At 69.6% G+C, this 23390-nt stretch carries 19 protein-coding genes; 13 read left to right on the forward strand and 6 right to left on the reverse strand.

From position 1 onward, the window contains the following. Nucleotides 1–4 precede the first annotated feature (4 nt). The 6 genes from FL344_RS06590 (at nt 5) to FL344_RS06615 (ending at nt 8701) form a co-directional block, all read left to right on the forward strand. Nucleotides 5–1216 (forward strand): endonuclease domain-containing protein, encoded by a 1212-nt coding sequence (locus FL344_RS06590; protein WP_228564835.1) that lies wholly within the window; start codon nt 5–7, stop codon nt 1214–1216. After that, nucleotides 1203–2204, forward strand: a complete 1002-nt coding sequence (locus FL344_RS06595) for a hypothetical protein (RefSeq protein ID WP_141617923.1) — start codon at nt 1203–1205, stop codon at nt 2202–2204. Before FL344_RS06590 ends, FL344_RS06595 begins: the two co-directional genes overlap by 14 nt. 20 nt (nt 2205–2224) lie before the next feature. Then, nucleotides 2225–5746, forward strand: a complete 3522-nt coding sequence (locus tag FL344_RS06600) for a DUF87 domain-containing protein (protein WP_141617924.1) — start codon at nt 2225–2227, stop codon at nt 5744–5746. A 92-nt stretch (nt 5747–5838) separates the two neighbouring features. After that, nucleotides 5839–7293: an anthranilate synthase component I family protein gene (locus FL344_RS06605; RefSeq protein ID WP_141617925.1), complete on the forward strand. Its 1455-nt coding sequence runs from the start codon at nt 5839–5841 to the stop codon at nt 7291–7293. Next, nucleotides 7290–7859: an aminodeoxychorismate/anthranilate synthase component II gene (locus FL344_RS06610; RefSeq protein WP_011551700.1), complete on the forward strand. Its 570-nt coding sequence runs from the start codon at nt 7290–7292 to the stop codon at nt 7857–7859. Before FL344_RS06605 ends, FL344_RS06610 begins: the two co-directional genes overlap by 4 nt. A gap of 17 nt (nt 7860–7876) precedes the next feature. After that, on the forward strand, nt 7877–8701 hold the full coding sequence (locus FL344_RS06615; protein WP_141617926.1) for an aminotransferase class IV: 825 nt from the start codon (nt 7877–7879) through the stop codon (nt 8699–8701). Nucleotides 8702–9026: 325 nt separating this feature from the next. Here the strand turns inward: FL344_RS06615 and FL344_RS06620 are convergent, their stop codons facing one another. Next, the gene (locus FL344_RS06620; protein WP_141617927.1) at nt 9027–9830 is read right to left on the reverse strand and encodes a pseudouridine synthase; all 804 of its coding nucleotides are present in this window, start codon (nt 9828–9830) and stop codon (nt 9027–9029) included. 185 nt (nt 9831–10015) lie between these two features. Between FL344_RS06620 and FL344_RS06625 the strand changes: the two genes are divergently transcribed. Together FL344_RS06625 and FL344_RS06630 are read left to right on the forward strand one after the other, a co-directional pair. Beyond that, the gene (locus tag FL344_RS06625) at nt 10016–10453 is read left to right on the forward strand and encodes a hypothetical protein (RefSeq protein WP_141617928.1); all 438 of its coding nucleotides are present in this window, start codon (nt 10016–10018) and stop codon (nt 10451–10453) included. 374 nt (nt 10454–10827) lie between these two features. Then, nucleotides 10828–12087, forward strand: a complete 1260-nt coding sequence (locus FL344_RS06630) for a threonine/serine exporter family protein (RefSeq protein WP_141590135.1) — start codon at nt 10828–10830, stop codon at nt 12085–12087. 1 nt (nt 12088) lies between these two features. On the opposite strand, the gene FL344_RS06635 is transcribed toward FL344_RS06630, so the two are convergent. Beyond that, nucleotides 12089–12505: a DoxX family protein gene (locus tag FL344_RS06635; RefSeq protein WP_141617929.1), complete on the reverse strand. Its 417-nt coding sequence runs from the start codon at nt 12503–12505 to the stop codon at nt 12089–12091. Between the two features lie 121 nt (nt 12506–12626). On the opposite strand from FL344_RS06635, the gene FL344_RS06640 reads away from it, so the two are divergent. Then, nucleotides 12627–13814, forward strand: coding sequence for an AI-2E family transporter (locus FL344_RS06640; protein WP_141617930.1), 1188 nt, complete (start codon nt 12627–12629; stop codon nt 13812–13814). 76 nt (nt 13815–13890) lie between these two features. Here the strand turns inward: FL344_RS06640 and FL344_RS06645 are convergent, their stop codons facing one another. Next, a complete protein-coding gene (locus FL344_RS06645; RefSeq protein WP_228564836.1) occupies nt 13891–15624 on the reverse strand; it encodes a lamin tail domain-containing protein in 1734 nt (577 codons plus the stop codon). A 160-nt stretch (nt 15625–15784) separates the two neighbouring features. After that, complete coding sequence (locus FL344_RS06650; protein WP_141617932.1) at nt 15785–16255, reverse strand: YqaA family protein; 471 nt, start codon at nt 16253–16255, stop codon at nt 15785–15787. 219 nt (nt 16256–16474) lie between these two features. On the opposite strand from FL344_RS06650, the gene FL344_RS06655 reads away from it, so the two are divergent. Together FL344_RS06655 and FL344_RS06660 are read left to right on the forward strand one after the other, a co-directional pair. Continuing rightward, nucleotides 16475–17632 carry a hypothetical protein gene (locus tag FL344_RS06655; RefSeq protein WP_090484253.1) on the forward strand — a complete coding sequence of 386 codons (1158 nt, stop codon included), beginning with the start codon at nt 16475–16477 and terminating at the stop codon, nt 17630–17632. A gap of 34 nt (nt 17633–17666) precedes the next feature. Next, complete coding sequence (locus FL344_RS06660; RefSeq protein ID WP_141617933.1) at nt 17667–18863, forward strand: serine/threonine-protein kinase; 1197 nt, start codon at nt 17667–17669, stop codon at nt 18861–18863. 17 nt (nt 18864–18880) lie between these two features. On the opposite strand, the gene FL344_RS06665 is transcribed toward FL344_RS06660, so the two are convergent. Further along, nucleotides 18881–20254, reverse strand: coding sequence for an MFS transporter (locus tag FL344_RS06665; RefSeq protein ID WP_141617934.1), 1374 nt, complete (start codon nt 20252–20254; stop codon nt 18881–18883). Nucleotides 20255–20324: 70 nt separating this feature from the next. Here FL344_RS06665 and FL344_RS06670 point away from each other — a divergent pair, with 70 nt between their 5' ends. Continuing rightward, complete coding sequence (locus FL344_RS06670) at nt 20325–21260, forward strand: LysR family transcriptional regulator (protein WP_090484259.1); 936 nt, start codon at nt 20325–20327, stop codon at nt 21258–21260. A 62-nt stretch (nt 21261–21322) separates the two neighbouring features. Further along, nucleotides 21323–21724 (forward strand): TfoX/Sxy family protein, encoded by a 402-nt coding sequence (locus tag FL344_RS06675; protein ID WP_141617935.1) that lies wholly within the window; start codon nt 21323–21325, stop codon nt 21722–21724. Here FL344_RS06675 and FL344_RS06680 read toward each other — a convergent pair. Then, nucleotides 21711–23360, reverse strand: coding sequence for an AMP-binding protein (locus FL344_RS06680; RefSeq protein ID WP_141617936.1), 1650 nt, complete (start codon nt 23358–23360; stop codon nt 21711–21713). The two genes, FL344_RS06675 and FL344_RS06680, sit on opposite strands and share 14 nt — an antisense overlap. Nucleotides 23361–23390 lie beyond the last annotated feature (30 nt).

Here is a 23390-nt window from a genome sequence, read left to right on the forward strand (position 1 = left end):
ACCATTGGATGCAGCGCTTCTCGGCTCACTGGACCGGCATGCCCGGAGACGCGCGCAAGGCATTGCAACGCTGAGCACGCTCGTCGGGCCGCCGGAGCGGGCGCTGACCGTCTGGACGGAGTGGATTCAGGGCCGGGGCTTGAGTGTCGTTGTCGTGGACGGGGATGACGTGCGCGCCGTCGTCTCCGCGTGGGCGACGGCACTCGCCAGGGAACGGGACCTGATGGGTGACGCGGAGGTGTTCGTCGTTCGCTCCCAGCCTCAGAACCCAGCACGGACGCTCCAGTTCCAAGGCAAGACGGCGCACCAGCGGCGCGTGTTGCTGGAAGGCCTCACGCCCCCGCAAGGACAGTCCGCCACCTGGGAGCTGTGCCGGGCCCTGCTGGAGAGCCCGGCCCCGCCGCCGTCCGGTGTGCTTCCAGACGCGGTGAGCCAGGCCATTGCGCGCGCGCCGCTGCCGGCCCTCCAAACGCTGATGGCATTGGTCCCCGCCGGAAGCACGCCGGCCCTGCGCGTGCGGGCCGGCGCCTCTGATTTCCGGGCGCTCCGCACCGCCGCGGCCCTGTGCACCGCGGCCCCCGCGCTCACGACGGGCTGCGTGCTCACCGCCGAGGCACTCGCCGAGCACCTCCGGAGGGAGGAGTCCCACGTCCTCGCCATGCTGCGGGAAGGCCGGCTGGACCTGCCCGAGCCGGAGTTCGACGAAGACACCCGCGAGTTCCCCGAGGCCGCGGTGGCGTCCACGCGCGTCCGGCTCCAGCAGGAAGGCTCGTCCGAACAGGTCGTCGCGCTCTACGACTCGGCGGTGCGCACCATCGCCTCGGCCTACCGGGACGCCAATGGCCGCGCCCGGAGCGAGGCGGAGAAGTTCCTGCACGCCCGGCTCCAGGACCATGCCTCCACTCGAGGTCTCTTCGTCCTCAATGGCCATGTGGACCCGGTCGGAGGTGGCCGGAGGCTCGAAGTGGACCTGCTCTGCACGGAGCTGAAGCTGGCTGTGGAAATCGACGGCTACTTCCACTTCCGCAGCCCCGACGGCTTCCGCCGAGACCGGCGCAAGGACGTTGCGCTCCAGTGCTCGGGCTACTGGGTGGTCCGCTTCCTCGCGGACGACGTGGTGACGCGACTGGAAGAGATTCTTGAAACCCTCGACACGTTGATTGCCACCCGCAGGGGTGAGCTCACCGGGAAGGACGCATCGAATGGGAAGCGCTGACCACCGGCTGTCAGGCATTGCCTTGTCCTGGCTCATGACGCGCAGCGAGCGGCGCGGTACGCGCAAGGAGTTGGAGGATGCGCTCCGGCCCTTCGTGGAGCATCAGCTCAGCCGTGCGGAATGGAAGCTCCGCTTCGAGGCGCTCATGGAGGCGCTGCTGGGCGGAGGAACCGTGGCGGTGCGCGGGCGCAGCGGCTTGGAGCTGACGCCCAAGGGCCGGACAGAGGCGCTGCGCTTCCTCCAGTTGGACCAGCCGCCGCGCGGGCTGACGTGGAAGAGGCTGAAGGCCACGCACCTGGTGGCGCGCAGCTTGGACCTGCGGCCATCGAAGGCGGTGATGGCGCGGATGAAGGGTGCCGACGGCGTGCGCGCCGCCGCGCTTCAGCGCCAGCATGGGCTGGACGCCGAGGAAGGCCTCACCCTGGCGCAGACGCGGGACCGGCTGTTGTGGCGGCAGCTCGGCGTCGAGACGGACCGGCCCTTCACCCTGGGCGCGGTGCAGGCCCACCTGCTCGGGCAGATGCTGGACGCGAAAATGACGGACCCGCGCAAGGGCGTGGAGCAGCTCGCGGCACGTGCGGCTGGCGCCCCCCGCGTAGATGCGGAGGCCGTGCGCCTGTCACTGATGCGACGGTGGGCTGTCGCGCAGGACGCCGACGCCTCCGAGGACGCGCCGGCGGACCGTGCCCCCACGAGTCCAGACGCCCCTCCCTCTCCGGCGGCCTTCGCCGAGCGCGTGCTGTCGGTCGCCCGCGCCCTTCCCACGGGCCGCTTCGGCGAGAACAAGGTCTTCATCTCCCACGTGTGGAAGGCCCTCCAGCCGGAGTGGAGCACCCGTGAGGCCTTCGACGCGGCGCTCCTGGAGGCCAACCGAACCCGCCAGTTGTCCCTGACGCGCGCGGACCTCGTGTCCGCCATGGATCCGAAAGACGTCGCCGAGTCCGAGGTCCGGTCCTTCGGCGCCAGCTTCCACTTCGTCGTCGTCTAGCCCGAACCCAGGAGCGTCCCGTGGCCAACGACCCCCGCCTCGATATCTTCCTTGATGACTCTCGCGAGGTCTTCACCAGCGTCGAACAGGGCCAGCACATCTGGCAGGCGGACCCGTTCGACGTGGAGGCCCTCAACGCGCCGGCTCGCCGCTCCTTCAAGCGGCTGCTCGACAAGGCTTCCTCGGACACGCCCCCGAGCGCCGGAAAGCTGCTGCTCCTGCTCGGCGAATCAGGCAGCGGCAAGACGCACCTGGTGCGCGCCTTCCGCAACCTCGCGCATGGTCAGCGGAAGGGCTTCGTCGGCTACATGCCGATGACCGTCGATGCGACCCAGTACGACCGCTACATCCTGTCCAACCTCATCGATTCCCTGGACAAGCCGTTTGTTCGGGCGGGAGGCGATGACGACAGCGGGCTGATGCACCTGTCGGACGCGCTCATGGCCCAGTGCAACAGCGCATTCGTACTGCACCTGCAGGACGAGAAGATTCTGGAGGATGAGGAGCTGCACGGCACCATCCGGGCCGTGGCGGATGAGCTGCTGCTGGACCCTCGCTTCCGGGAAGTGGAAGTCGACCTGCTGCGCGCCCTCATCTACCTGCATCGAAGAGACCCTCGGCTCAACCGCCGCATCTTCCACTGGCTGCGCTGCGAGGAACTGTCCGAGGCGGACCAGCGCGTCATTGGCAACCTCATCCCCCGGACCGCCGACGACGCGCCGGCGCGGATGGTGGAACACCTAGGACGGCTGATGGGCGGCCTGGGCCAGGCGCTCGTGCTCTGCGTCGACCAGGTCGAGGACGTCAGCGACTTCGAGCAGCGCCCACAGATGGAGAATTCCTTCCGGCGCGCGATGAACAGCCTGGCGGCCATCGCGAGCAAGGTGCCTCGCGCGGTCGTGGTCTTCTGCTGCCTCGCCGACTACTGGTCGAAGATGAAGCCCCTGCTCAACCAGGGAACGGTGGATCGCATCGAGAACGACCCCGAGCCCGTGACGCTGGAGCGGACCGTGACGGCCGAAACGGCCAGGGACCTCGCGGCGCGGCGACTTCAAGACCTGTTCGAACAGCGAGGCTTCACGGTCTCCCCCTCGGACCCGACCTGGCCCATTCCGGCGAAAGGCTTCGACGCGCTGGGCGGACACCGCGCCCGTGACGTCCTGGATGAGTGCCGCCGCTACCGCGACCGCGCCATCCAGGACGGCAAGCTGCCTGCCAGCTTCCCGCTGCAACGTCCCCAGGACCCGGGCGTGGCGACGCCACCCGTGGCGCAGCAGCCGCGAGCCTCCAAGCTGGATATGGACCAACTGTGGACGGACTTCCGCGCCACCCTGCGAATCGACCCGCCCGAAGAGCCCGCGCATATCGCGGAGCTGCTGGCCTGGGCCATTGAAGCCGGGGGCAAGGAGCTCGGAGACGCGAAGCGCTTCGACGTCAAGCCCAAGGACAAGGAGATGCTGGACGTCCAGGTCCACCCGGAGGGAAGCAAGCTCCTCGTCGCGCTGTGTGAGCGGGACTCGCGTGGCGGCGGCCTCGGCAGGCAGATGACCGAAGCGCTCAAGAAAGCCTCGGGAAAGACACCTGTGGTGGTGCGGACCACCGACTTCCCTCCGGCCCGCCCCGGCGGGGTCGTCGCCGAGCAACTGGGCGCGCTGCTCCGCAAGGGCGGACGCCGGGTCGTCGTCGGAGACACGGAGCTTCGGGACCTCATGGCCCTGCGCACCTTCCGTGAGAGGCATGCGGGTGAAGCCGCCCTCCTGGAATGGAGCCGGACGGCTCGCCCCATCACCCGGCTCAAGTCCGTGAGCGACATCCTGGGGCTGGAGAAGCCAGACGCCACGCCCCCGTCCTCCGGGCCCAAGACGTCCAAGACCACACCCAGGGGTGGCACGGGTGTCCCGACGGCCAATGTCGGCGCCCGGAGTACCGCAACCAAGGCACAGACGGAGCTGTTCAACAGCCCACCGACGTTGCCGTATGGAACGCCTGTCCCGGCCGAAGTCCTCTCGGGAGCGAAGTCCACCCCTCCTGCCCGTTCCGAAACGAGCGCACTGGAGGCCAGAGGCGTGCGCCCCGCCCGCGAGCCCATCGTCTCCCAGGGAGCCAGACAAGGCCGGGCCGAATCCCTTTCGGATGACCCGTTACAGGACATCACCATCGAATCGCCGATGCTGACGGGCCGCACCATGACACCGCCCCAGGGAATGAAGCCCCCCATCGGCTTCAGGGGCAACGCGAGCCCCGCCGCCCCGCCGCCCTCCCCACGTCCCTCGGAAACACTCACAGGACCGCTGCGGATTGGCTCCTCGGAAGGTGTGTTCAGCCAGGTGGTGACCGTGGACCCCTCCGAGCTGACCCGCCACAGCGCCTTCCTGGGCACCACGGGAAGCGGCAAGACGACGCTGGCGCTCAACGTCCTGGAGCAACTGCTCCTCCGCGGCGTGCCCGCCATCCTCGTCGACCGGAAGGGGGACCTCGCCGCATACGCGCGGGACCTCTCCTGGGAGGAACATCTGGACGACCCCGCCCTCATCGAGCGGCGCCGCCTGCTGCGCGAGCGCGTCGAGGTCGCGCTCTACACGCCGGGCCGCTCCGACGGACGGCCGCTGGCCATCCCCGTGATTCCACGGGGCCTTGAAAGCCTGTCGCCGGAGGAGCGTGAACAAGGTGTGCAGCAGGCCGCGGACGCCATCGCGGGCATGCTCGAATACAAGACCAGCCCCAATGACAAGGCAGCCCGGGCGCTGCTCACGCAGGCCTTGCGCCTGTTGGTCCAGCGGCCTCCGGGCACTGAATTGACTCTGGAGATGGTCCAGAAGTTCGTCGCGGAGCAGGACGAGTCGCTCCGGCAGGAAACAGGGGGCCTGCCAACCAAGACGTTCGCCAAGCTCGCCCAGGACCTCGAAGTGCTCCGGCTCGACCTCCGCCCCCTGCTGGCAACGGGTGGAGAACGTCTGGACATCAGCGAACTGCTGGGGCTCGGCGCCGCGAGCACACCGGGCAAGACGCGGCTGAGCATCATCAGCACCAAGTACCTGGGAGACCTCAGCCGCGTCCGGTTCTGGGTGTCTCAACTGCTGCTGGAGGCGAACCGCTGGACCAGCCAGCACCCCGCCTCCAGGCTTCAGGCCGTCATGCTCTTCGACGAAGCCGACATCTATCTGCCCGCGACGAGCAAGCCCGCAACGAAGCAGCCGATGGAGAACCTGCTCAAGCGCGCGCGCTCGGCGGGCGTGGGCGTCATGCTGGGGACGCAGAGCCCGGGAGATTTGGACTACAAGTGCCGGGAGAACGTGCGCACCTGGTTCGTCGGCGGGGTGAAGGAAGACAACGCCCTGAAGAAGCTCAAGCCCATGTTCACCGAGGCCCGCATCGACGCCGAAACCCGCCTCCCCGGCCAGAAGCCGGGCCAGTTCCATGTCCTGCGCGAGGGGAAGGTCCAGCAACTGAAGGCGGACCGCTCCGCGATTCGCACCGACCAGCTCTCCGAGGACGAAATCCTCAAGGAGGCACGCCGCACGCTGGAACGCGGCTCACGCTGACCGCACGGAGCGTTCATTCCACCGAGCCCCCCGCCCGGGGGCCATGGACGACTCGAACTGGACGGAACGTTCCTGGTATCAAGCGCCTCGACATGAGCCGCCCGCCCTCCCCCACGCGCTTCCCGGACCGGACGTCCTTCGAGACATTCGTGGCCCAGGGCTACAACCAGGTGCCTGTGGTGCGGCGGCTTCCGCTCGGGGCGCTGCGTCCCGTGGACCTCCTGCGAGCCCTCCCAGCGGAAAGCCGGTTCCTGCTGGAGAGCACCCGGGTCAGCGCCGAGGGGCGCTATTCGTTCGTCGGCGCGAAGCCCTTCCTGCGCTTCACCGCGAAAGAGGGACAGTGCTTCATTGATGGCGCGCTCCAGCAGGGCACGCCGCGAGAGGTGCTGCGCTCGCTGCTGCGCCGGTGGCGTGGCGTGCGTCATCCCGGAATGCCGCTCTTCTGCGGCGGCGCGGTGGGCTTCTTCGGCTACGAGGCCGCGCACTGCTTCGAGTCCCTGCCCCGGCACCCACGGGACGACCTGCACCTGCCCGAAATCGACCTGTCATTCATCGATACCTTCCTGACGGTGGACCACCACGAGGGCCAATTGCTCGCGGTGGCCACGGGCTCGGATTGGGAGGACTGTGAGCGCAGGTTGGACGCGTTGGAGGCCCACGTCCGCACCGCGACGCCCACGGCGCCACGCGCGCCACCCGAGATGGATGGGCCCACCTCTGCGTATCGCTCCAACTTCACCCTCGATGCCTACCTGGACGCGGTCGAGCGCGTGCGCGAGTACATCCGCGCCGGTGACACGTATCAAGTCAATCTCTCACAGCGGCTGGAGGTGGACTTTCCCGGTGAGCCGCTCGCGCTCTACGAGACGCTGTCCGCCATCAACCCCGTCCACTTCGCCAGCTATCTCGAAGGTGACGGCTTCCACGTCGTCAGCGCCTCACCAGAGCGGCTGGTGCGCGTGGAGAACGGCCGGGCCACCACGCGGCCCATCGCCGGAACGCGCCGACGGGGCACGCCCGAAGAGGAAGCGCGCTTCGTCCACGAGCTGCGCACCAACGAGAAGGAGCGCGCCGAGCACGCCATGCTGGTGGACCTGGAGCGCAACGACCTGGGCCGGGTGTGCACCTATGGCTCGGTCGAGGTGACGAAGCTGATGGACATCGTCGAGTACGCCCACGTCCTCCACATTGAATCGGAGGTCGTCGGCCAGCTCGCGCCGGGCGTGGAGCCGCTGGACGTGGTGGGCGCGCTGTTTCCAGGCGGGACGATTACGGGCGTGCCGAAGATACGCACGATGCAAATCATCACCGAGCTGGAGCCACATGCGCGTGGGCTCTATACGGGCTCGCTGGGGTACCTGTCCTTCACGGGTGATTTGGATTTGAACATCGTCATCCGCACGCTGGTGGTGAAGGACGGCCAGGCCTACGCGCAGGTGGGAGGCGGCATCGTCCACGACTCGCAGCCCCGACAGGAGTACAAGGAGACGCTCAACAAGGCGCGCTCGCAACTCCTGGCCCTGGCATCGGTGGGGAGGCCGGGATGATTCTCGTCATCGACAACTTCGATTCCTTCACCTTCAACCTCGTGCAGGCGCTGGGTGCCCAGGGCGCCGAGCTGAAGGTGGTGCGCAATGACGCCATCACTGTCGCGCAGGTCGAAGCGCTCCGGCCCGACCACATCCTCATCTCGCCCGGTCCCTGCACGCCCCACGAAGCGGGCGTGTCCATGGACGTCATCCGGGCCCTGGGCGGGCGGGTGCCCGTGCTCGGGGTGTGCTTGGGGCATCAGTGCCTGGGCCAGGTGTTCGGCGCGAAGGTGGTGCGCGCACCGGTGCCCGTGCACGGCAAGACGGCGACCATCGAGCACTCGGGCCAGGGCGTCTTCCGAGGACTGCCCGCCCCCTTCACCGCGGCCCGTTATCACTCCCTGGTCGTGGACGCGGAGAGCCTGCCGGCGTGCCTGGAAGTGACGGCGTGGCAGGATGGGCTCATCATGGGCCTCAAGCACCGCGAGCTGCCGCGCCTGGAAGGCGTCCAGTTCCACCCTGAATCGTTCCTCACGCCCCAGGGGCCCCAACTGCTCGCCAACTTCCTGGAGCCGGCGCACTGAGCGCACGGGAGGCCGCCATGTTCTCCACGGTCGCGGTGGACGGTGAGGTACGGCGCTGGGAAGAACTGCACCTGCGGGACTTCGCGCAGGGCTTCTTCTTCGGCGCGGGCTTCTTCACCACCTTCCGCATCGAGGCCGGCGAACCCTGGTTCCTCGCCCGGCACCTGGCGCGGCTGCGCACGAGCCTGGCCGCCTTCCCCGGCGCCGTCCGCACGCCGACGTCGGAGCACCTCACTGAAGCCGCGGTGCGCGAAGCGATTGCGCGCTGCCTGCGAGCCGACGCCGCGATGGGCCCCACGTTCCGAGGTGTGGGCAAGTTGTCGGCAAGTGATGGCCGGGTGCTGCTCACCTTCCGCGAGCACGCCCCGGACCTGGAGCGGATGCACCGCGAGGGACGGGCCCTGGACAGTCAGGAGCCGGGGGCATACCGCCGCGGCGAGCCCACGCTGAATCACAAAGGCCTCGCCTACTTCCGGCAGTACAGCCTGATGGAGCGCCTGCCCCTGCTCGGCAATGAGGCCGGCGAGGTCTGCGAGCTGCCCACGGCCAACGTCTTCTTCCAGTGCGGCGGGGTACTCGTCACGCCGCCGCTGTCCGCGCCGTGTCTCCCCGGCATCATCCGCGAAGTGCTTCTGGAGGCCGGACAAGTGGGGACGCTGCCCATCGTGGAGCGGCCTGTCTCGTTCGCCCAGCTCGCGCAGGTGAGCGCCTGCGTCTTCACCAACTCCGCCCAGGTGGCCACCGGTGTACCGAGCCTCCTCTGCCGACCGCTCCCCACCAGTCTGGCGCTGGCCCAGGACATCCGGAGCCTCGTCGAGGCCGTCGCGGCGCGCGAGCGCTGAGGCCCACGCGGCGGATGTCTACGGCGCGGGGACCGCCTCGCGACCGTCCACGGGAGACGCGCGGCCCACGGGACGGATTTCCCAGACGGTGCTCCACACGGTGGGCCAGTAGGCGTTCGTCTCCAACCAGGCGACCTCGACTGCCCGCGCGCAACGGAGAGGCAGTGCAGCGAGTCCGGCGTGTACTCAACGCCCAGGCAGAAGAGGCTGAAGGCCGCCGTGACGCCGAAGACACCGAACCAGAAGGCCCGAGCGGGGAAGCCGCCACGCTCACGGGCCGCGGAATCGTCCATGACCCTGAAGTCTACACGCGGCGGGCGCGGCCTCAGGAGACGACGGAGAAGGACAACCCCTGGGACACTTCCTCGTCCGTCAACAACCGCCACGCGCCCTCGGGCACGTCCAGCGTCACGCCGCCCACAGCCTCGCGGTGCAGGGTCCGCACCGGATGTCCCACCGCCGCCAGCATGCGCTTCACCTGGTGGTTGCGCCCTTCCGTCAGGGTGAGCTCCACCACGTCCGGCGCGCGCAGCCGGGCACCCGCGGGCCGCGTCGGGCCGTCCTCCAGCACCAGGCCCTCGCGCAGCCGGCGGAGCGCATCCTCCGGTGGCAGCCCCACCACGCCCGCCACGTAGCGCTTGGGCAGGTGCCGCTCGGGCGACGTCCCGTGTTGGACCAGACGCTCGTCGTTGGTGAAGAGCAGCAACCCCGTGGTGTCCCGGTCCAGACGGCCCACCGCGAGCCACTCATAGTCGCGCAGCGGATGGGTGAGCCGCTCACGCAGACACTCGAACACGGTGCCCACGCCTTCCGCGTCCGAGCCGTGCACCACCAGCCCCGCTGGCTTGTGGAACATCAGCGCCAACACGGGCGCCTCCAGGTGCCGCACCCGCCCGTCCACCCGCACTTCCATCCCCGGACGCACTGGCGCGAAGGGCTCGTGCTCCACCCGCCCATCGAGCGTCACTCGCCCCTCGCGGATGGCCGCTTCCGCCTGGGCGCGAGGCATCACTCCGGCCTTCCCCAGGGCCCTCGCCAACCAGTCCGACCTTCCGGAGGCTTGCACGTCCTCCGGCCCCCTCCGTCGTGCCGCTTCCAGCCACCTCGGGGTCCGCTGCTTCCGCGCCATCTCCCCACGTCCTCTCTCATTCCACCCACCTTCGCCCGCGCCCTCCACCGCCCACCCGGCCTGCGTACCAGGCTCCGTCCAGGCCAGCCATGCAGCATGTCTACCTTCTGAGGCGAAGACACGCGGGGACGATGACCTGTGAAGCCCTCGCGACAGTTTCCCCCTCGGAACCTGAAGGAGTCAGCATGGGAAGCGTCATTGACGGCAGTATCCAAGGCAGCGGGTACGGGCAGCGCTCGAAAGAGGGCTCCCGCCTCGCCCGTGACGAGCCCGGTACATCCGGAATCGCGCAGGCCGGCAAGGAGCAGGCGAAGCAACTGAGCAGCGCCGCGAAGAAGCGCATCTACCACCAGGTGGAGAGCCGCCGGGGTGACGTGGCCAAGGGAATGCGGGGACTCGTCTCCACGCTGGAGAGCATCTCGGACAGGGACGAGGCGAAAGTGGCGCGGCCGTTGCTCGGCAGCGCGGCGGGACTGCTTCGCCGCACGTCCGACCGGCTGGAGAACGAAACCACCGAAGAGCTGCTCGCGGATGCCCAGACACAGGTCCGCGAGCGGCCCGGACTCTTCATCGCGGGGTGCGTGGCCGCGGGCTTCGTACTCGGCCGGCTCATCAAGTCCTGAGGGGAGCGCCCAGAACGGAACCCACGATTCCCCATCGGGACGGAGACGGCTTCGGAGCGCGCTTCTCCGAATTCACCGAGCAGGCATGCCGCCTGGTCCGCGCCGACCTGCGGGAGGAGGAACAGCAAGCGCCTGGCGGCCCAGCGAGTTCGAATCAGGAAGCATCCGACGCCTCCAGCGTCAGCGCGAGCCACATCGAAACGACCCGCGTGGAGGATTCAGGAAAAACGCGCTGATGGGCGGAACTCCCAGGAGGAGGCGGACCCGAACCCGCGACGTTGAAGGTGCGAGGCGCCGGGCCCAGGCAGGCGGGCTGTGCCCCTGGAACCAGGGATGTGCCCCACTGCCGTTTGACTCAGCCCGGAGCCTCTGCCATGTGCGCCGCCGTGGCCGTCCCTCCTGAACTCCGCACCGCCGTCAGTCATCCCCCGCCGCCGGGCCCCGCCGTCGCCTTCACCATCCGGCTGGGCGAGGCGCTGCACCGCTACGGCACGCCCGCACATCGCCTGGAGCTGCTGATGCAGCGGGTGTCGGAGCGCTTTGGACTGGAGGGGCGCTTCTTCTCCACCCCCACGTCCATCTTCTCGTCCTTCGGACCGCCGGAGGCCCTGCGCACCTCGCTCATCCGCGTGGAGCCGGGGGACATGGACCTGGAACGGCTGACGCTGCTGGACACGCTGGCGGACGACGTCATCCACGGTCAGGTGCCCCCGACGGAAGGGGCCCAGCGCGTGGACGCCATCCTCGCGCAGCCCGATCGCTTCGGCCCCGCGCTCCAGCTCCTGTGCTGGACGCTCGCGGGCGGCGCCGCGGGGCGGTTGTTCGGCGGAGGCCTCAAGGAGATGGCGGTGGCCGCGTTCAGCAGCCTGCTCATCGGCACCCTGAACGTGCTCACCCGGAAGCAGCCCTCCACGGCCCGGGTGTTGGAGCCGGTGGCCGCCATCCTGTCCTCCGCCGTCGCCGCGCTGGCCGCGAGCCTGATGGGGCCGCTGTCCGCGCAGGTGGCCACGCTGGCGGGCCTCATCGTCCTGCTCCCCGGCCTGTCCCTGACGGTGGCCATCAACGAGCTGGCCACCCGCAACCTCATCTCCGGCACCTCACGGCTCACGGCGGCGGCGCTCGTCTTCCTTCAGTTGGGCTTCGGCGTGGCCCTGGGCAGCCGGCTGTCGGTGGTGCTGCCCGAGCCGCCCGTGGCGCCGCTGCCGCCCGCGCTGCCGGACTGGACGCAGTTGCCCATGCTGCTGGTGGCCATCTTCGCGGTGTGCGTGCTCTTCCGCGCGCGCCCCAGGGATTGGGGCTGGATTGCCGGAGCCTGCACCTTCGCCTTCGCGGGGGCCCGTCTGGGCTCGCTGCTACTGGGGGCGCAGTTGGGTGCCTTTGTCGGCGCGCTGCTGCTGGCCATGGGCAGCAACGCGCTGGCCCGGCTGCGCAACAAGCCCTCCATCACCACGCTGGTGCCCGGGCTCATGCTGCTGGTGCCTGGAAGCGTGGGCTTCCGCAGCCTGTCATCCCTGCTGGAGCGGGACGTGGTGGCCGGCGTGGACACGGCCTTCTCCATGCTGATGGTGGCCGTGGCGCTGGTGGCCGGACTGCTGTCCGCCAACGCCCTGGTCCCCACGCGCAAGGTGCTCTGACTCAGCTCAGGCGGGTGACGTACACCGCCACCAGCGTCAGCAGGAAGTAGTGCACCAGTCCACCCGCGCCGGCGTAATCCTTCGCCATCCGCTGGCCGAAGAAGAGCGCCACCAGCGACACCGCGGAGAGCAGCGCGCCCCAGAAGGCCAGCGTCGCGCTGCCCGTGGCCACCAGCGACACCAGCCCCGCGGCGCTGAGCGCGCCCGCCGCCAGCTCCAGCACGGTGACCGTGGCCAGCATCAGCGGCACCACGCCGCGCAGGGGGCTCTTGGCAAAGTGGCCCGTGAGCCAGCCCAGGTTGCCCTTCCAGTCGATGACCTTGTCGAGGCCAGACTGGAGGAAGAGGATGGCCAGGAAGACGGCGCAGAGCGCCTGGAGCAGCCAGACAGTGAATTGGGTGGATTCGAAGGGCGGCATGGCGCGGCCACTCTAGCCGCCTTGAGGCCGGGCCCAAGCCTTCTTGGCAGGACAGCAGGCAGGCAGACAAAAGTGCCGCCCGTCCCTACCCTTCTGTGATGGCCGCCCTACCTTGACGGGTATGGCAACCGAGCAGACCGCCCGGCGGGTGTTCACTGGCCTCATCATTCTTTCCATCATCCTGCTGGCCCTGGTTGTCCGCCCGTTCGCCAAGGCCTTCTTCCTGGCGGCGGTGCTCGCGGGAACCTTCTACGGCGTCTACTCGCGGCTGAGCCGGAAGCTCCGCGGACACACCAACCTGGCGGCGGGGGTCATCGTCTCGGGCGTCATCCTGGCCCTGCTTCTCCCCCTGGGAGGTCTCACGGCCTTCATCGTCACCGAGGTGTCGGACGGCGTGAAGTTCGTCTCCGACACGGTACAGCGGGAAGGGGTGGAAGGACTGATTGGCAAGATTCCCAGCCCGGTGCGAGGCCCGGTAGAGGGACTGCTGAAGCGCATCCCCCTGGAGCAGGCCCAGCTCGACGAGACGCTCCAGCAACAGGTGAGCACCCAGGGCGGCACAGCGGCGCGGGCCGTCACCGGGGCGGTGGCCGCGACGGGCTCCATCGCGTTCCAGACGGTGATGATGCTCATCGCCCTCTTCTTCCTGCTGACGGAGGGCGCGCGGCTGGTGAGCTGGGTGGAGAGCGTCTCGCCCCTGCGGCGCGGCCAGACGCATGAAATCCTGCGGGAGTTCCGCAGCGTCTCCGTGGCGGTGCTCGTCTCGTCGGTGGCCACCGCGGGCGTGCAGGCGGTGGCGGCGCTCGTCGGTTTCCTCATCGCCCGCGTCCCCGCGGCGCTTTTCTTCGCGGGCGTGGCGTTCTTCATGGCGCTCATCCCCGCCGTGGGCGCCGCCATCGTGGTGCTGGTCGCCGCGGCGCTGATGTTCTTCAGCGGCCACCCGTGGGCGGCGCTGTTCCTCGCCATCTGGGGCACGGTGGTGGTGGGGCTGGTGGACAACATCGTGAAGCCGCTGCTGGCCAGGCGCGGCATGCACCAGCACGCGGCCATCGTCTTCTTCGCGCTGCTCGGAGGTCTGGCCGCGTTTGGTACGGTGGGCCTGCTGTTGGGGCCCCTCATCGTGGCCTTCTTCCTGGCCCTGCTGCGCATCTACGAGCGCGACTACGGCCGGCCCACGCCGCGCCCCGGAGACCCGACCACGCCCGGAGGTCCCAGCGGCGACGAGAGCCTCATCATCCGCCCGTCCGTGCTGTCGGCGGAGACGCGCGAGCGCGTGCCCCTGTCGCCCACGCCGCCGGAGAACCACTGAGGCTCCGCTCAAAACAACACGGCCCCGCTTCCCGCGCGAACGGGAAGCAGGGCCGCGAAACTTCAAGCGGGGAGGCTCAGAACGCCAAGCCGTTGACGCGACGGCCCGGCGAGGACTGCAGGCTGGACAGGCTGGTGTGCAGCACGAAGGTCGCCGTGGCGCCCAGGTCCGGGCTGCGGTTGGCGGACACGCCATCCGTGCCACTCACACCGGAGGACAGCACCGCGGACTCCACCACCGTGCCGGTGGCCGTCTTCACGGTGACGGTGTCACCGCTGTTGGACAGGCCCAGCGTGCCCGTGGAGGCGGACACCGCATTGGGCGTGCCGGCCGGGATGCCCGCCGCGCCGCCGAACACCACGATGACGCCGCCCGCCGCCAGCGAAGTGCCACTGGGGAAGGTGTGGCGCAGGCTGGCCGCGTCGGACACCGTCCACCCGCTCAGGTCCACCGCCCCGGTGCCCGTGTTCACCAACTCCACGAACTCGCCCACGACGTTCGAGCCCGGCTCGTTGACCATCACCTCGTTGATGATGACCTTGCCCGTGCCACCCGTCGGCGCCGTGGTGATGGTGAAGGCCGCGTTGCTGAGGTCGCTGACGCTCGCGTTGGACGCGTCGCTGATGCGGACCCGCGCGGTGGTGGTGGCGCTGGACGGCACCGTCCACGCGTAGCTGCCCGCGGAGGCGGCCGTGCTGGCGGCCAGGGTGCTCCAGGTGCTGCCATTGAGCGTGTACTCCAGCTTCACGTTCGTGATGCTGGTCGACGTCCAGGTGATGTCGCGCACGCTCCCGCCCGCCCAGCTCTCACCGCCGTTGGGCGACGTCACCGTGACGGAGGCATTGTTGCCGGGCGAGCTGTCGCCCGGGATGATGAAGTCCTTGATGACGGCCATGTGCTGCATGCCAGAGGCCCCGCTGTCACCGGACAGCGCGGGCGCGATGTCGCTCAGCGGCGAGTAGACGCGAGTATCCACCACCAGGCCGTTGGTGAAGGTGCTGCCACCGATGACGACGGGCGTCTGGTACGCGAACAGGTCGCTGTCCACCAGCACGTGGTCATACGGGGCGTTGCGGCTCGCGTTGGTGTTGGTGTTGCCATTCTTGTCCGCCGGGTGCGGGCCCGCCGTGCGCACCACCTGGGACAGCGTGCTGAACGCGGACTCGTTGCGGCTGCCGGTGTTCAAGTCTCCGCCGATGACGAGGTAGTCGCCCGCGGGGATGTTGGCCTTGATGCGGCTGACCAGATTGCTGGCCTCCGCGTTGCGGTTGCTGCTGCCCGTGGTGAGGAAGTGCACGCTCACCGCCCAGAGGTCCTTCGGGCCCGGCACGTCGATGCGCGCCCAGGCGAAGTCGCGGTTGGAGACGTACGGGTCATCCCACTCGCCCGAGGCGATGATGGGGTAGCGGCTGATGATGCCGTTGGGAATCTGCGCCCCACCCTCGCGGTAGTAGTGGAACTGCGTGCCGAACGTCGTGTCCACGAAGCCACGGATGTCCGCCGCGGAGTTCGACTTGTAGTTGAACTCCTGAATCATCACCACGTCAGCGTCCGTGCCCTGGAAGATGCGGATGCCGTGGCCCGGGTCGTAGTCCTGCCCGTTGCCGCTGGACGTGTTGGCCGCCAGCAGGCGAAGACGGACCTCACCCAGCGCGTCCTGCCGCTGCCCGACTTCCGCGCCGTCGAGCCCCACGGACTCCAGCGCCGAGTCCTCGCCACCACACGCCGCGAGCACCGCCAGCAACAGCGCGGCGGCATGTCGCCGCCAGTTCGACTGCACATGGCTTGAAGGAGTTGCGTCGTCACGCATGATGTCCGGTCCTGCCCCCTGACAAGGAGCTGTTGAGTGGTCGGATGAGACATCCACACGCTACCCGATTCACGGGGAATGCGATGCTCACCCGTCTCCTTTATCGAGCGAAACGCAGACACGTTGCGTGAAACATCGGTGAAACCGTCCGGGACGGGCACTACAGCGCGGCGGCGGCGGACAGGGCGACGGCGAGATAACGAAGGCCCTTGCCGAGCGTGACGAAGAAGACGAAAGGCAGCGGGCGCACCCCCAGCATTCCGCCGGCGATGACGAAGGCGTCACCCACCACGGGCATCCAGGACATGACGAGCGCGGGCGCGCCCCACTTCCGCGTCCAGGCCTCCACGCGCTGCATGCGAGGCCCCTCCTTCTCACGGCGCCGCGCGTACCAGCGCCCCAAGGCGCCTCCACCACCGCCCGCCACCCACCGGCCCAGCACGTAGAGCGACAGCGCGCCCAGCACGTTGCCCATGGTGGCCACTCCGATGGCGGTGACGGGCGCCGTCCCGCCGTAGACGAGCGCGGCCAGCAGCGCCTCCGACGGCACTGGCACCACGGAGCCCGCAAGCATCGCGATGAGGAACAGCCCCGGGAGGCCCCAGGCGGCGAGTACGGACGGGTCGGGCATCAACGATTCGAAGGTGAGAGCCCCCAAGCCTGCCATGCCCCCCGCCGCGGCGCACGCGCTCAAACACCCAGGGCGCAAGGTCTGCGCCCCATCCCACCCGCACGCAGGAATTGCGTCCCCTCCCCGCCCGTGGACAGGTGCCCCAGGGGAGAGAAGGCCGCGGCGCAGCGCTTGCTATGGGGAGGGGCATACACCCGAAAGGGAAGGAACGCCGCGCCCATGAGCAGCACCGTCGCCCCAGTCCCGAGCCCGAGCCAGAGCTCCGACCTCCGCCTCGTGCCGGTGGAGATTGCCCCCGAGACGTTCTGGGTGGGCAAGCGCGAGCCCGGCAACATCTTCTACGCCAACCCCTACCTGCTGCGCTTCCGCGGTACGGACAAGAAGACGCAGCGGCCCACGGAGTTCAACCTCCTCATCGACCCGGGCTCGAGCAGCGACTTCTCCACCATCCACACCAAGGTGACGTCGCTCATTGGTGGCATGGAGCGGCTGTCGGCCATGTTCATCAACCACCAGGACCCGGACGTGGGCTCGTCGGCGAGCATCATCTCCGCGCGCTACGCGCCCCGGGCCGGGCTGCTGTGCTCGGAGGACACCTGGCGGCTCATCGTCCACCAGAACCTGCCGCGCCACCGCTTCATCCCCACGGAGAAGTTCGCGCAGGGCCTCAGCGTGCCCACGGGCCACCGGTTGCTGCCGGTTCCCTCGCCCTTCTGCCACTTCCGCGGCGCCGTCATGCTCTATGACCCGCAGACGCGCGTGCTCTTCACCGGAGACCTCTTCGGCGGGCTCACGGACTCCAACGCCAAGGGCATCTGGGCGGACGAATCCGACTGGGCGGGCATCCGCGCCTTCCATCAAATCTACATGCCGGTGAACTCCGCGCTGCAACGCACGGTGGCGGCCATCCGCAAGCTGGAGCCGGGCGTGGAGATGATTGCGCCGCAGCACGGCCGCATCATCCGGGGGCCGCTGGTTCAGCAGTTCCTGGACCGGATGGAGAAGCTCCAGGTGGGCCTGGACATCATGGACGAGGCGCAGGACCGCACGCACCTGCAGGCCTGGAACTCCGTGCTGGACCGGGTGGTGGCGCTGGCGCGCGGCTACCTGGGCGACTCCGTGGAGGCCAAGCTGGCCGCGAGCCACGAGCTGTCGGACACGGCGCAGTACGACGGCACGCGGCTGGTGGTGAGCCGCCTGGGCAAGTGGACGCTGGAGCACGTGGTGGACCTGTTGTGCCACGGCGAGCCGCCGGAGATTGCCGGCCCCATCATCGTCGAAGCCACCAGCGCCGCGGCCGAGTACAACCTGCCCACGCCGCACCTCGACATCGAGGGCGTGGGGGCACCGTCCCACGTTTCGCTGCTCGACCCCTGACAGCGACGACGCAGACGAGACGAGGGAGGCCGAGGTGCACTCGACCGACGACGAAGAAGGCGTGGCGTACCTGGGGGGCGCCGCGCCGGAGCCGCAATTGCGGGTGACTCCGCCGCCGGCCATCGTGAAGCCGCCGCCCCGCGCCGGCCTCCCCCCTGTCCCGCAGCGGATGGAAACCCCTCCCGACGCGACATTCCATCCGGTGACGCCACCACCGGCCCTGTCGCTCGGGGAGACGCTGCGGCCGGTGACGCCCGTGTCGCCGCACGGCACGCTGCTCCAGGGCATCGTGGTGACCGCGACCTCCAGCGCCGTGCGAGGCCTGGTGCCCGGCCAGACGGTGGCTCAGCGGTACCGCGTGGAGCGCTGGCTGGGCGCCGGGGGCAGTTCGACCGTGTACGAGGCCACCGACCTTCACCAGGACATGCGCGTGGCCCTCAAGGTCCTCGCGGTGCCCCATGCGGATGCCTCGATGGTGGCGCGCTTCCGCCAGGAGGTGGAGCACGCCCGGGCGCTGGAGCACGTCAACATCCTGCGTGTCTTCGATGTGGGCGTGGACGGCGAGCGGCACTTCCTCACCGTGGAGTTGCTGGATGGCGTGGATTTGCGTCAGCGGCTGATGGAGCGGCGCGCCACGTTGGCGGAGGCGCTGCGCTGGCTCACCCACGCGACGGTGGCGCTGGAGCACGCGCACGGCCGGGGCGTGCTCCACCGCGACGTGAAGCCCGCCAACCTCTTCATCACCCGCACCGGCGTGCTCAAGCTGATGGACTTCGGGCTCGCCAAGAGCACGCACGTCATGGGGACGACGGCCCAGGGCGCGGTGCTCGGCACGCCGGAGTACATGGCTCCCGAGCAGGTGACGGGCAACCCCGCGGTGTCACCCGCCACGGACCTGTACGCGCTCGGCGTGGTGGCCTACGAGCTGTTCACCGGACAGCTCCCGTTCCGCCACCCGGAGCCCGTGCCGTTGATGTTCCTGCACGTCCAGGAGCGCCCCGTCCCGCCGCGCACATTGCGACCGGCGCTGCCGGAGCCCTTCGAGCACGTCGTGCTGCGGCTGCTGGAGAAACGCCCCGACGACCGCTACCGGTCCGCGGCCGAGCTCCGCACCGCGCTGGCGAAGCTGTGGCCCCACGCGCTGAATGGAGATGCGGCGGTGACGGCACGAGCACCGGCGCCGCCCCTCGCGCGCGCCCGAGCGCCGGGCCCGGGAGGCGGCACGGGCTGAGTGGAACGTGCCCGCCGTCACGCCTCCGATGCCGCTGGCTCCGTCCTGCCCGGAGCCAACAGCGCCAACCCAAGCGCCGCGACGGCCGTGAGCCCAGCGGCGATGCCGAACTGCAGGGCGAAGTGCCCGCTGGCCAGCGCGAGCAACGCCACCGCCAGTGAGCCGCCCAGAAGCCGCGTGGCGTAGAGCGCGCTGGTGACGATGCCCCGGTGGTGCCAGGGCGCGCGGGACTGCGGTCCAATCAGCGACGTGCTGGCGGCGGGCCCCAGCCCCAGGCCGAGCACCGCCAGCCCCACCAGCGCCGCGGGCACACCCCAGCCCCGTGCGGCGGCCCATGACAGCCACCCGGCCCCCAGCGCCGCCACCGCGAAGCCCACGCCAGCGCTCAGTCGCATGCCTCCGCGCACCAGCAGCTTCACGCCGAAGGTGGAGCCCACGGACCAGCCCAGCAGCATCGGCAGCAGCGCCAGTCCCGCCGCCAGCGGCGTGTGACCGCCCTGCTCCGTCATCCACAACGGCACCCACGCGGCCATGCTGTACAGCAGCGAGCCGCCCGCGATGCCGCCCACGATGCCGCTGAGCACCGCGCGATCTCTCAGCAACTCCGCCGGGAGCAACGGAGACACCGTCGTGCGTTGCTGCCACACCAGCAGCCAGCCCGCGCCCACGGCGGCCAGCGCGCAGGCCCACCGCAGGCTCGCGGCCCCCGGCTCCAACGAGAAGAGGAGCAGCGCCGCCGAGGAGCCCGCGAGCACGGGCCCCCACCGGTCCATGCGGACCTCCGGACGGCGAGGCGGGTCGCGGTAGGAGAGGTACAGCAGCGCCGCGGCGAACAGCCCCACCGGCACGTTGACCAGGAACACCCAGCGCCACGAGGCGTGCATCACCAGCCAGCCGCCAATGAGCGGCCCCACGACGTTGCCCGCGCCCCAGGCCCCCGTGAACAGCCCCTGCACGGCGGCGCGCTCACGCAGCGTGTAGAGGTCGGCGGAGATGGTGAGCGTGGTGGGCTGCAACGCGCCCGCGCCCAGGCCCTGGATGACCCGGAAGGCAATGAGCCCCGGCACCGAGTCCGCCAGGCCACACAGCGCAGAGCCCACCAGGAACAACCCCATGCCCGAGAAGAAGACGGGCTTGCGTCCCAGCCGGTCCGCCAGCTTCCCGGAAACGAGCACGCCGACGGTGGAGGCGAAGAGAAAGGCGGAGAACACCCACGAGTAGAGGTGCTGACCTCCCAGCTCCCGGGTGATGGTGGGCATGGCACTCGTCACGACGGTGCCTTCGAACGCGCTGACCACCAGGGCCAGCAACACCGCGCCCGTCGCGGTCCGCCGCGCCACGCCTGGACGCGCGCTGACCATGGGCTCCGCTGTGATGCCGCTTCCGTCCATCACTTCTCTGTACGCCCCAGGCCCCCATGCGGAAACCGCATCTTCCGCATAGGCTTCTTGCGGAATCCGCATGACCTCCGAACAGCTCCGAGCCTTCCTCGAAGTCGCCCGGGCAGGACGCCTGGCCACCGCCGCGCGCGGGCTGGGTCTGTCCCAGTCCGGCCTCTCCCGGCAGCTCCAATCACTCGAGGCCGCCCTGGGCACGCGCTTGCTCGTCCGCACGCCTGGGGGCGCGGTGCTGACAGACGCGGGAGAGCGCTTCCTGCCTCACGCCCAGCGCGCCCTGGACGCACTGACGGCGGGCACCTCGGAGCTGGAGCGGCTGTCGGGGACGCCACACGGCGTGGTATCGCTCGGCACGCTGCATACCGTGGGTGCGTACCTGCTGCCGGACATCATCCCGGCCTTCGCTCGCCAGTTCCCGGAGGTCCGGCCTCGGCTGAGTGAGGGACTGGCACCGGCCATGGAGGAAGGCGTGGCACGCGGCGCCCTGGACCTGGCCATCCTCTCCCTCCCCGTTCGGCGCGCGGACCTGGTGGCGCAGCGACTGTGGGAGGAGTCCCTGGTGCTCGCCGTCCCGCGTGGACACCGGCTGACGAAGTCAGGCAAGCCCGTGACGATGGACGAGGTCGTGGAAGAGCCCTGGGTCGTCATCCCCGGCATGAGCGGCACCCGGGCGATGGAGGCCGCCTGTGAAGCGCGGGGCGTGACACCCCGCCTGGCGGTGGAGACGGACAACGCGGAGGCCATGCGCCGCATGGTGGAGCGCGGCCTGGGCGTGGCGATGGTGCCGCAGTTGATGGCTCGAGACCACCATGCCCAGGGCTTCGATGTGGTGCCCCTGGCGCGCGCCGGGGTGAAGCGGCAGGTGGCGCTGATACACCGGGGCGAGGGCTACCTCACGGCCGCGGCGCGAGCGCTCAAGTCCTTCATCGTGGAGAGCGTGCGCGCCATGCCCGAACCCTGGGGCACGAGGAAGGCGGCTCCAGGCGCTCGGGTGCGCTAGCGTGCCGCGGCCGGTGGCGCCGTCTTCACGAGGCGAGGCCCCTCGAGACACGGAGACGCATCATGGCCCGGACGGACAGCTTCGTTGAGTACACGGTGGAACTGCTGGAGAAGCTGGGGCCCGTGAAGTCCCGGTCGATGTTCGGCGGCTGGGGGCTCTACCTCGGCGGCCGGATGTTCGGGCTCATCGGCGGCGGTCAGTTGTTCCTGAAGGTGGATGAGGTCACCAAGCCGGACTTCCAGGCCGCCGGATGCCGGCCGTTCATCTACGAAGGCATGAAGACCCCGGTGGAGATGGGCTATTGGACTCCGCCCGCGGACGCGGCGGATGACGCCTACGCGCTCCTGCCCTGGGCCCGGAAGGCCGTGGACGCGGCGAACCGGGCCGCGTTGAAGAAGACCCAGAAGACGGCGCGAAAGAAGGCGCCGGCGAAGAAGCGCACCTCGCGCGTCAAGCCGTCTTGATGGCCGCGGCGTCCTCCAGCCCCAGCTCGACGACGGACGCCTCGCGCATCTTGAACTTCTGCACCTTGCCCGTCACCGTCATCGGGAACGCGTCCACGAACTTCCAGTAGCGGGGAATCTTGTAGGACGCGATGCGGCCCGTGCAGAACCGCGTCAGCTCCTCGGCGGTGAGCGTCGCGCCGGGCTTCATGCGCACCCAGGCCATGACCTCCTCGCCGTACTTCTTGCTCGGCACGCCAATGACCTGCGTCTCGCTGACGCCTGGGTGCGTGTGGAGGAACTCCTCGACCTCGCGCGGGGAGATGTTCTCACCGCCCCGGATGATGGTGTCCTTGATGCGGCCCACCACCTTCACGTAGCCCTCGTCGTCCATCACCGCGAGGTCGCCCGTGTGCATCCACCCGGCGGCGTCCACGGCCGCGGCGGTGGCCTCGGGGTTGGCCCAGTACCCCAGCATGACGCTGTACCCACGCGTGCACAGCTCGCCCGGCGAGCCGCGAGGAACCACCTCACCCGAGCCCGCGTCGATGACCTTGACCTCCAGGTGCGGATGCACGCGCCCCACGGTGGACACGCGCTTGTCCAGCGGCTCGTCCAGCGCGCTCTGCGTGGACACCGGCGACGTCTCCGTCATGCCGTAGCAGATGGTCACCTCGCGCATGTGCATGCGCGACTGCACCTGCTTCATCACCTCCACCGGGCACGGCGAGCCCGCCATGACACCGGTGCGCAGCGTCGACAAATCGAACTCACCGAAGCGCGGATGGTCCAGCTCCGCGATGAACATCGTGGGCACGCCGTACAGCGACGTGCAGCGCTCGGCCTGCACCGTCTGGAGCACCGTCAGCGGGTCGAACGCCTCGGCGGGAATCACCATGGTGGCGCCGTGACTGGTACAGGCCAGGTTGCCAATCACCATGCCGAAGCAGTGGTAGAATGGCACCGGGATGCACACCCGGTCCTCGGGGCCGTAGCGCAGGGCCTCCCCGATGAAGAAGCCATTGTTCAAGACATTGTGGTGCGACAGCGTGGCGCCCTTCGGGAAGCCTGTCGTTCCCGACGTGTATTGGATGTTGATGGCGTCATCGAACTGGAGCGACGCCTCGCGGGCTTCCAACGCGTCCTCTGAAACATCCTCCGCACCATCGAGCAGCCGCTGCCAGTCGTCCTCCAGGACGAGCGCCGCCGCCAGGCTGGCACAGCGCGGTTGGACTTCTTTCACCATGCCCCGGTAGTCCGTCTGCCGGAAGCCCCGTGCGTGGAGCAGCACCTTGGTGCCGGACTGGTTGAGGGCGTACTCCAGCTCCGAGGTGCGGTAGGCCGGGTTGATGTTGACCAGGATGGCGCCAATACGGGCCGTGGCGTACTGGACGGCCACCCATTCGAAGCGGTTGGGGGACCAGAGCCCCACCCGGTCCCCCTTCTGAACGCCCAGGGCCATCAGCCCCCGGGCCACCTGCGAGGTGAGCGCCCAGAGCTGTTGATACGTGGCCCGAAACCCCTGGGACGCCACCACCAGGGCCTCCCGGTCACCGTGGCGCTCGACGGTGCGGCGCAGGTTCTGGCCAATCGTCTCCCCCAGCAGCGGGGTGGTGCTGGTGCCATGGGCGTAGGAAGGGACCGGGTTTTGGGACATGGCGTCATCGTCCCGCCGAGCCGGACACGC

The sequence above is a fragment of the Myxococcus sp. AB036A genome (genome assembly GCF_006547355.1).
Classification (GTDB): Bacteria; Myxococcota; Myxococcia; order Myxococcales; family Myxococcaceae; genus Myxococcus; species Myxococcus virescens.

Bases quoted from the DNA above. Each gene is read 5' to 3' on its own strand.
- FL344_RS06595 (WP_141617923.1), top strand. From the start codon at position 1,203: ATGGGAAGCGCTGACCACCGGCTGTCAGGCATTGCCTTGTCCTGGCTC.
- FL344_RS06605 (WP_141617925.1), top strand. From the start codon at position 5,839: ATGAGCCGCCCGCCCTCCCCCACGCGCTTCCCGGACCGGACGTCCTTC.
- FL344_RS06610 (WP_011551700.1), top strand. From the start codon at position 7,290: ATGATTCTCGTCATCGACAACTTCGATTCCTTCACCTTCAACCTCGTG.
- FL344_RS06615 (WP_141617926.1), top strand. From the start codon at position 7,877: ATGTTCTCCACGGTCGCGGTGGACGGTGAGGTACGGCGCTGGGAAGAA.
- FL344_RS06620 (WP_141617927.1), bottom strand. From the start codon at position 9,830: ATGGCGCGGAAGCAGCGGACCCCGAGGTGGCTGGAAGCGGCACGACGG.
- FL344_RS06625 (WP_141617928.1), top strand. From the start codon at position 10,016: ATGGGAAGCGTCATTGACGGCAGTATCCAAGGCAGCGGGTACGGGCAG.
- FL344_RS06630 (WP_141590135.1), top strand. From the start codon at position 10,828: ATGTGCGCCGCCGTGGCCGTCCCTCCTGAACTCCGCACCGCCGTCAGT.
- FL344_RS06635 (WP_141617929.1), bottom strand. From the start codon at position 12,505: ATGCCGCCCTTCGAATCCACCCAATTCACTGTCTGGCTGCTCCAGGCG.
- FL344_RS06640 (WP_141617930.1), top strand. From the start codon at position 12,627: ATGGCAACCGAGCAGACCGCCCGGCGGGTGTTCACTGGCCTCATCATT.
- FL344_RS06645 (WP_228564836.1), bottom strand. From the start codon at position 15,624: ATGCGTGACGACGCAACTCCTTCAAGCCATGTGCAGTCGAACTGGCGG.
- FL344_RS06650 (WP_141617932.1), bottom strand. From the start codon at position 16,255: ATGCCCGACCCGTCCGTACTCGCCGCCTGGGGCCTCCCGGGGCTGTTC.
- FL344_RS06655 (WP_090484253.1), top strand. From the start codon at position 16,475: ATGAGCAGCACCGTCGCCCCAGTCCCGAGCCCGAGCCAGAGCTCCGAC.
- FL344_RS06665 (WP_141617934.1), bottom strand. From the start codon at position 20,254: ATGGACGGAAGCGGCATCACAGCGGAGCCCATGGTCAGCGCGCGTCCA.
- FL344_RS06670 (WP_090484259.1), top strand. From the start codon at position 20,325: ATGACCTCCGAACAGCTCCGAGCCTTCCTCGAAGTCGCCCGGGCAGGA.
- FL344_RS06675 (WP_141617935.1), top strand. From the start codon at position 21,323: ATGGCCCGGACGGACAGCTTCGTTGAGTACACGGTGGAACTGCTGGAG.
- FL344_RS06680 (WP_141617936.1), bottom strand. From the start codon at position 23,360: ATGTCCCAAAACCCGGTCCCTTCCTACGCCCATGGCACCAGCACCACC.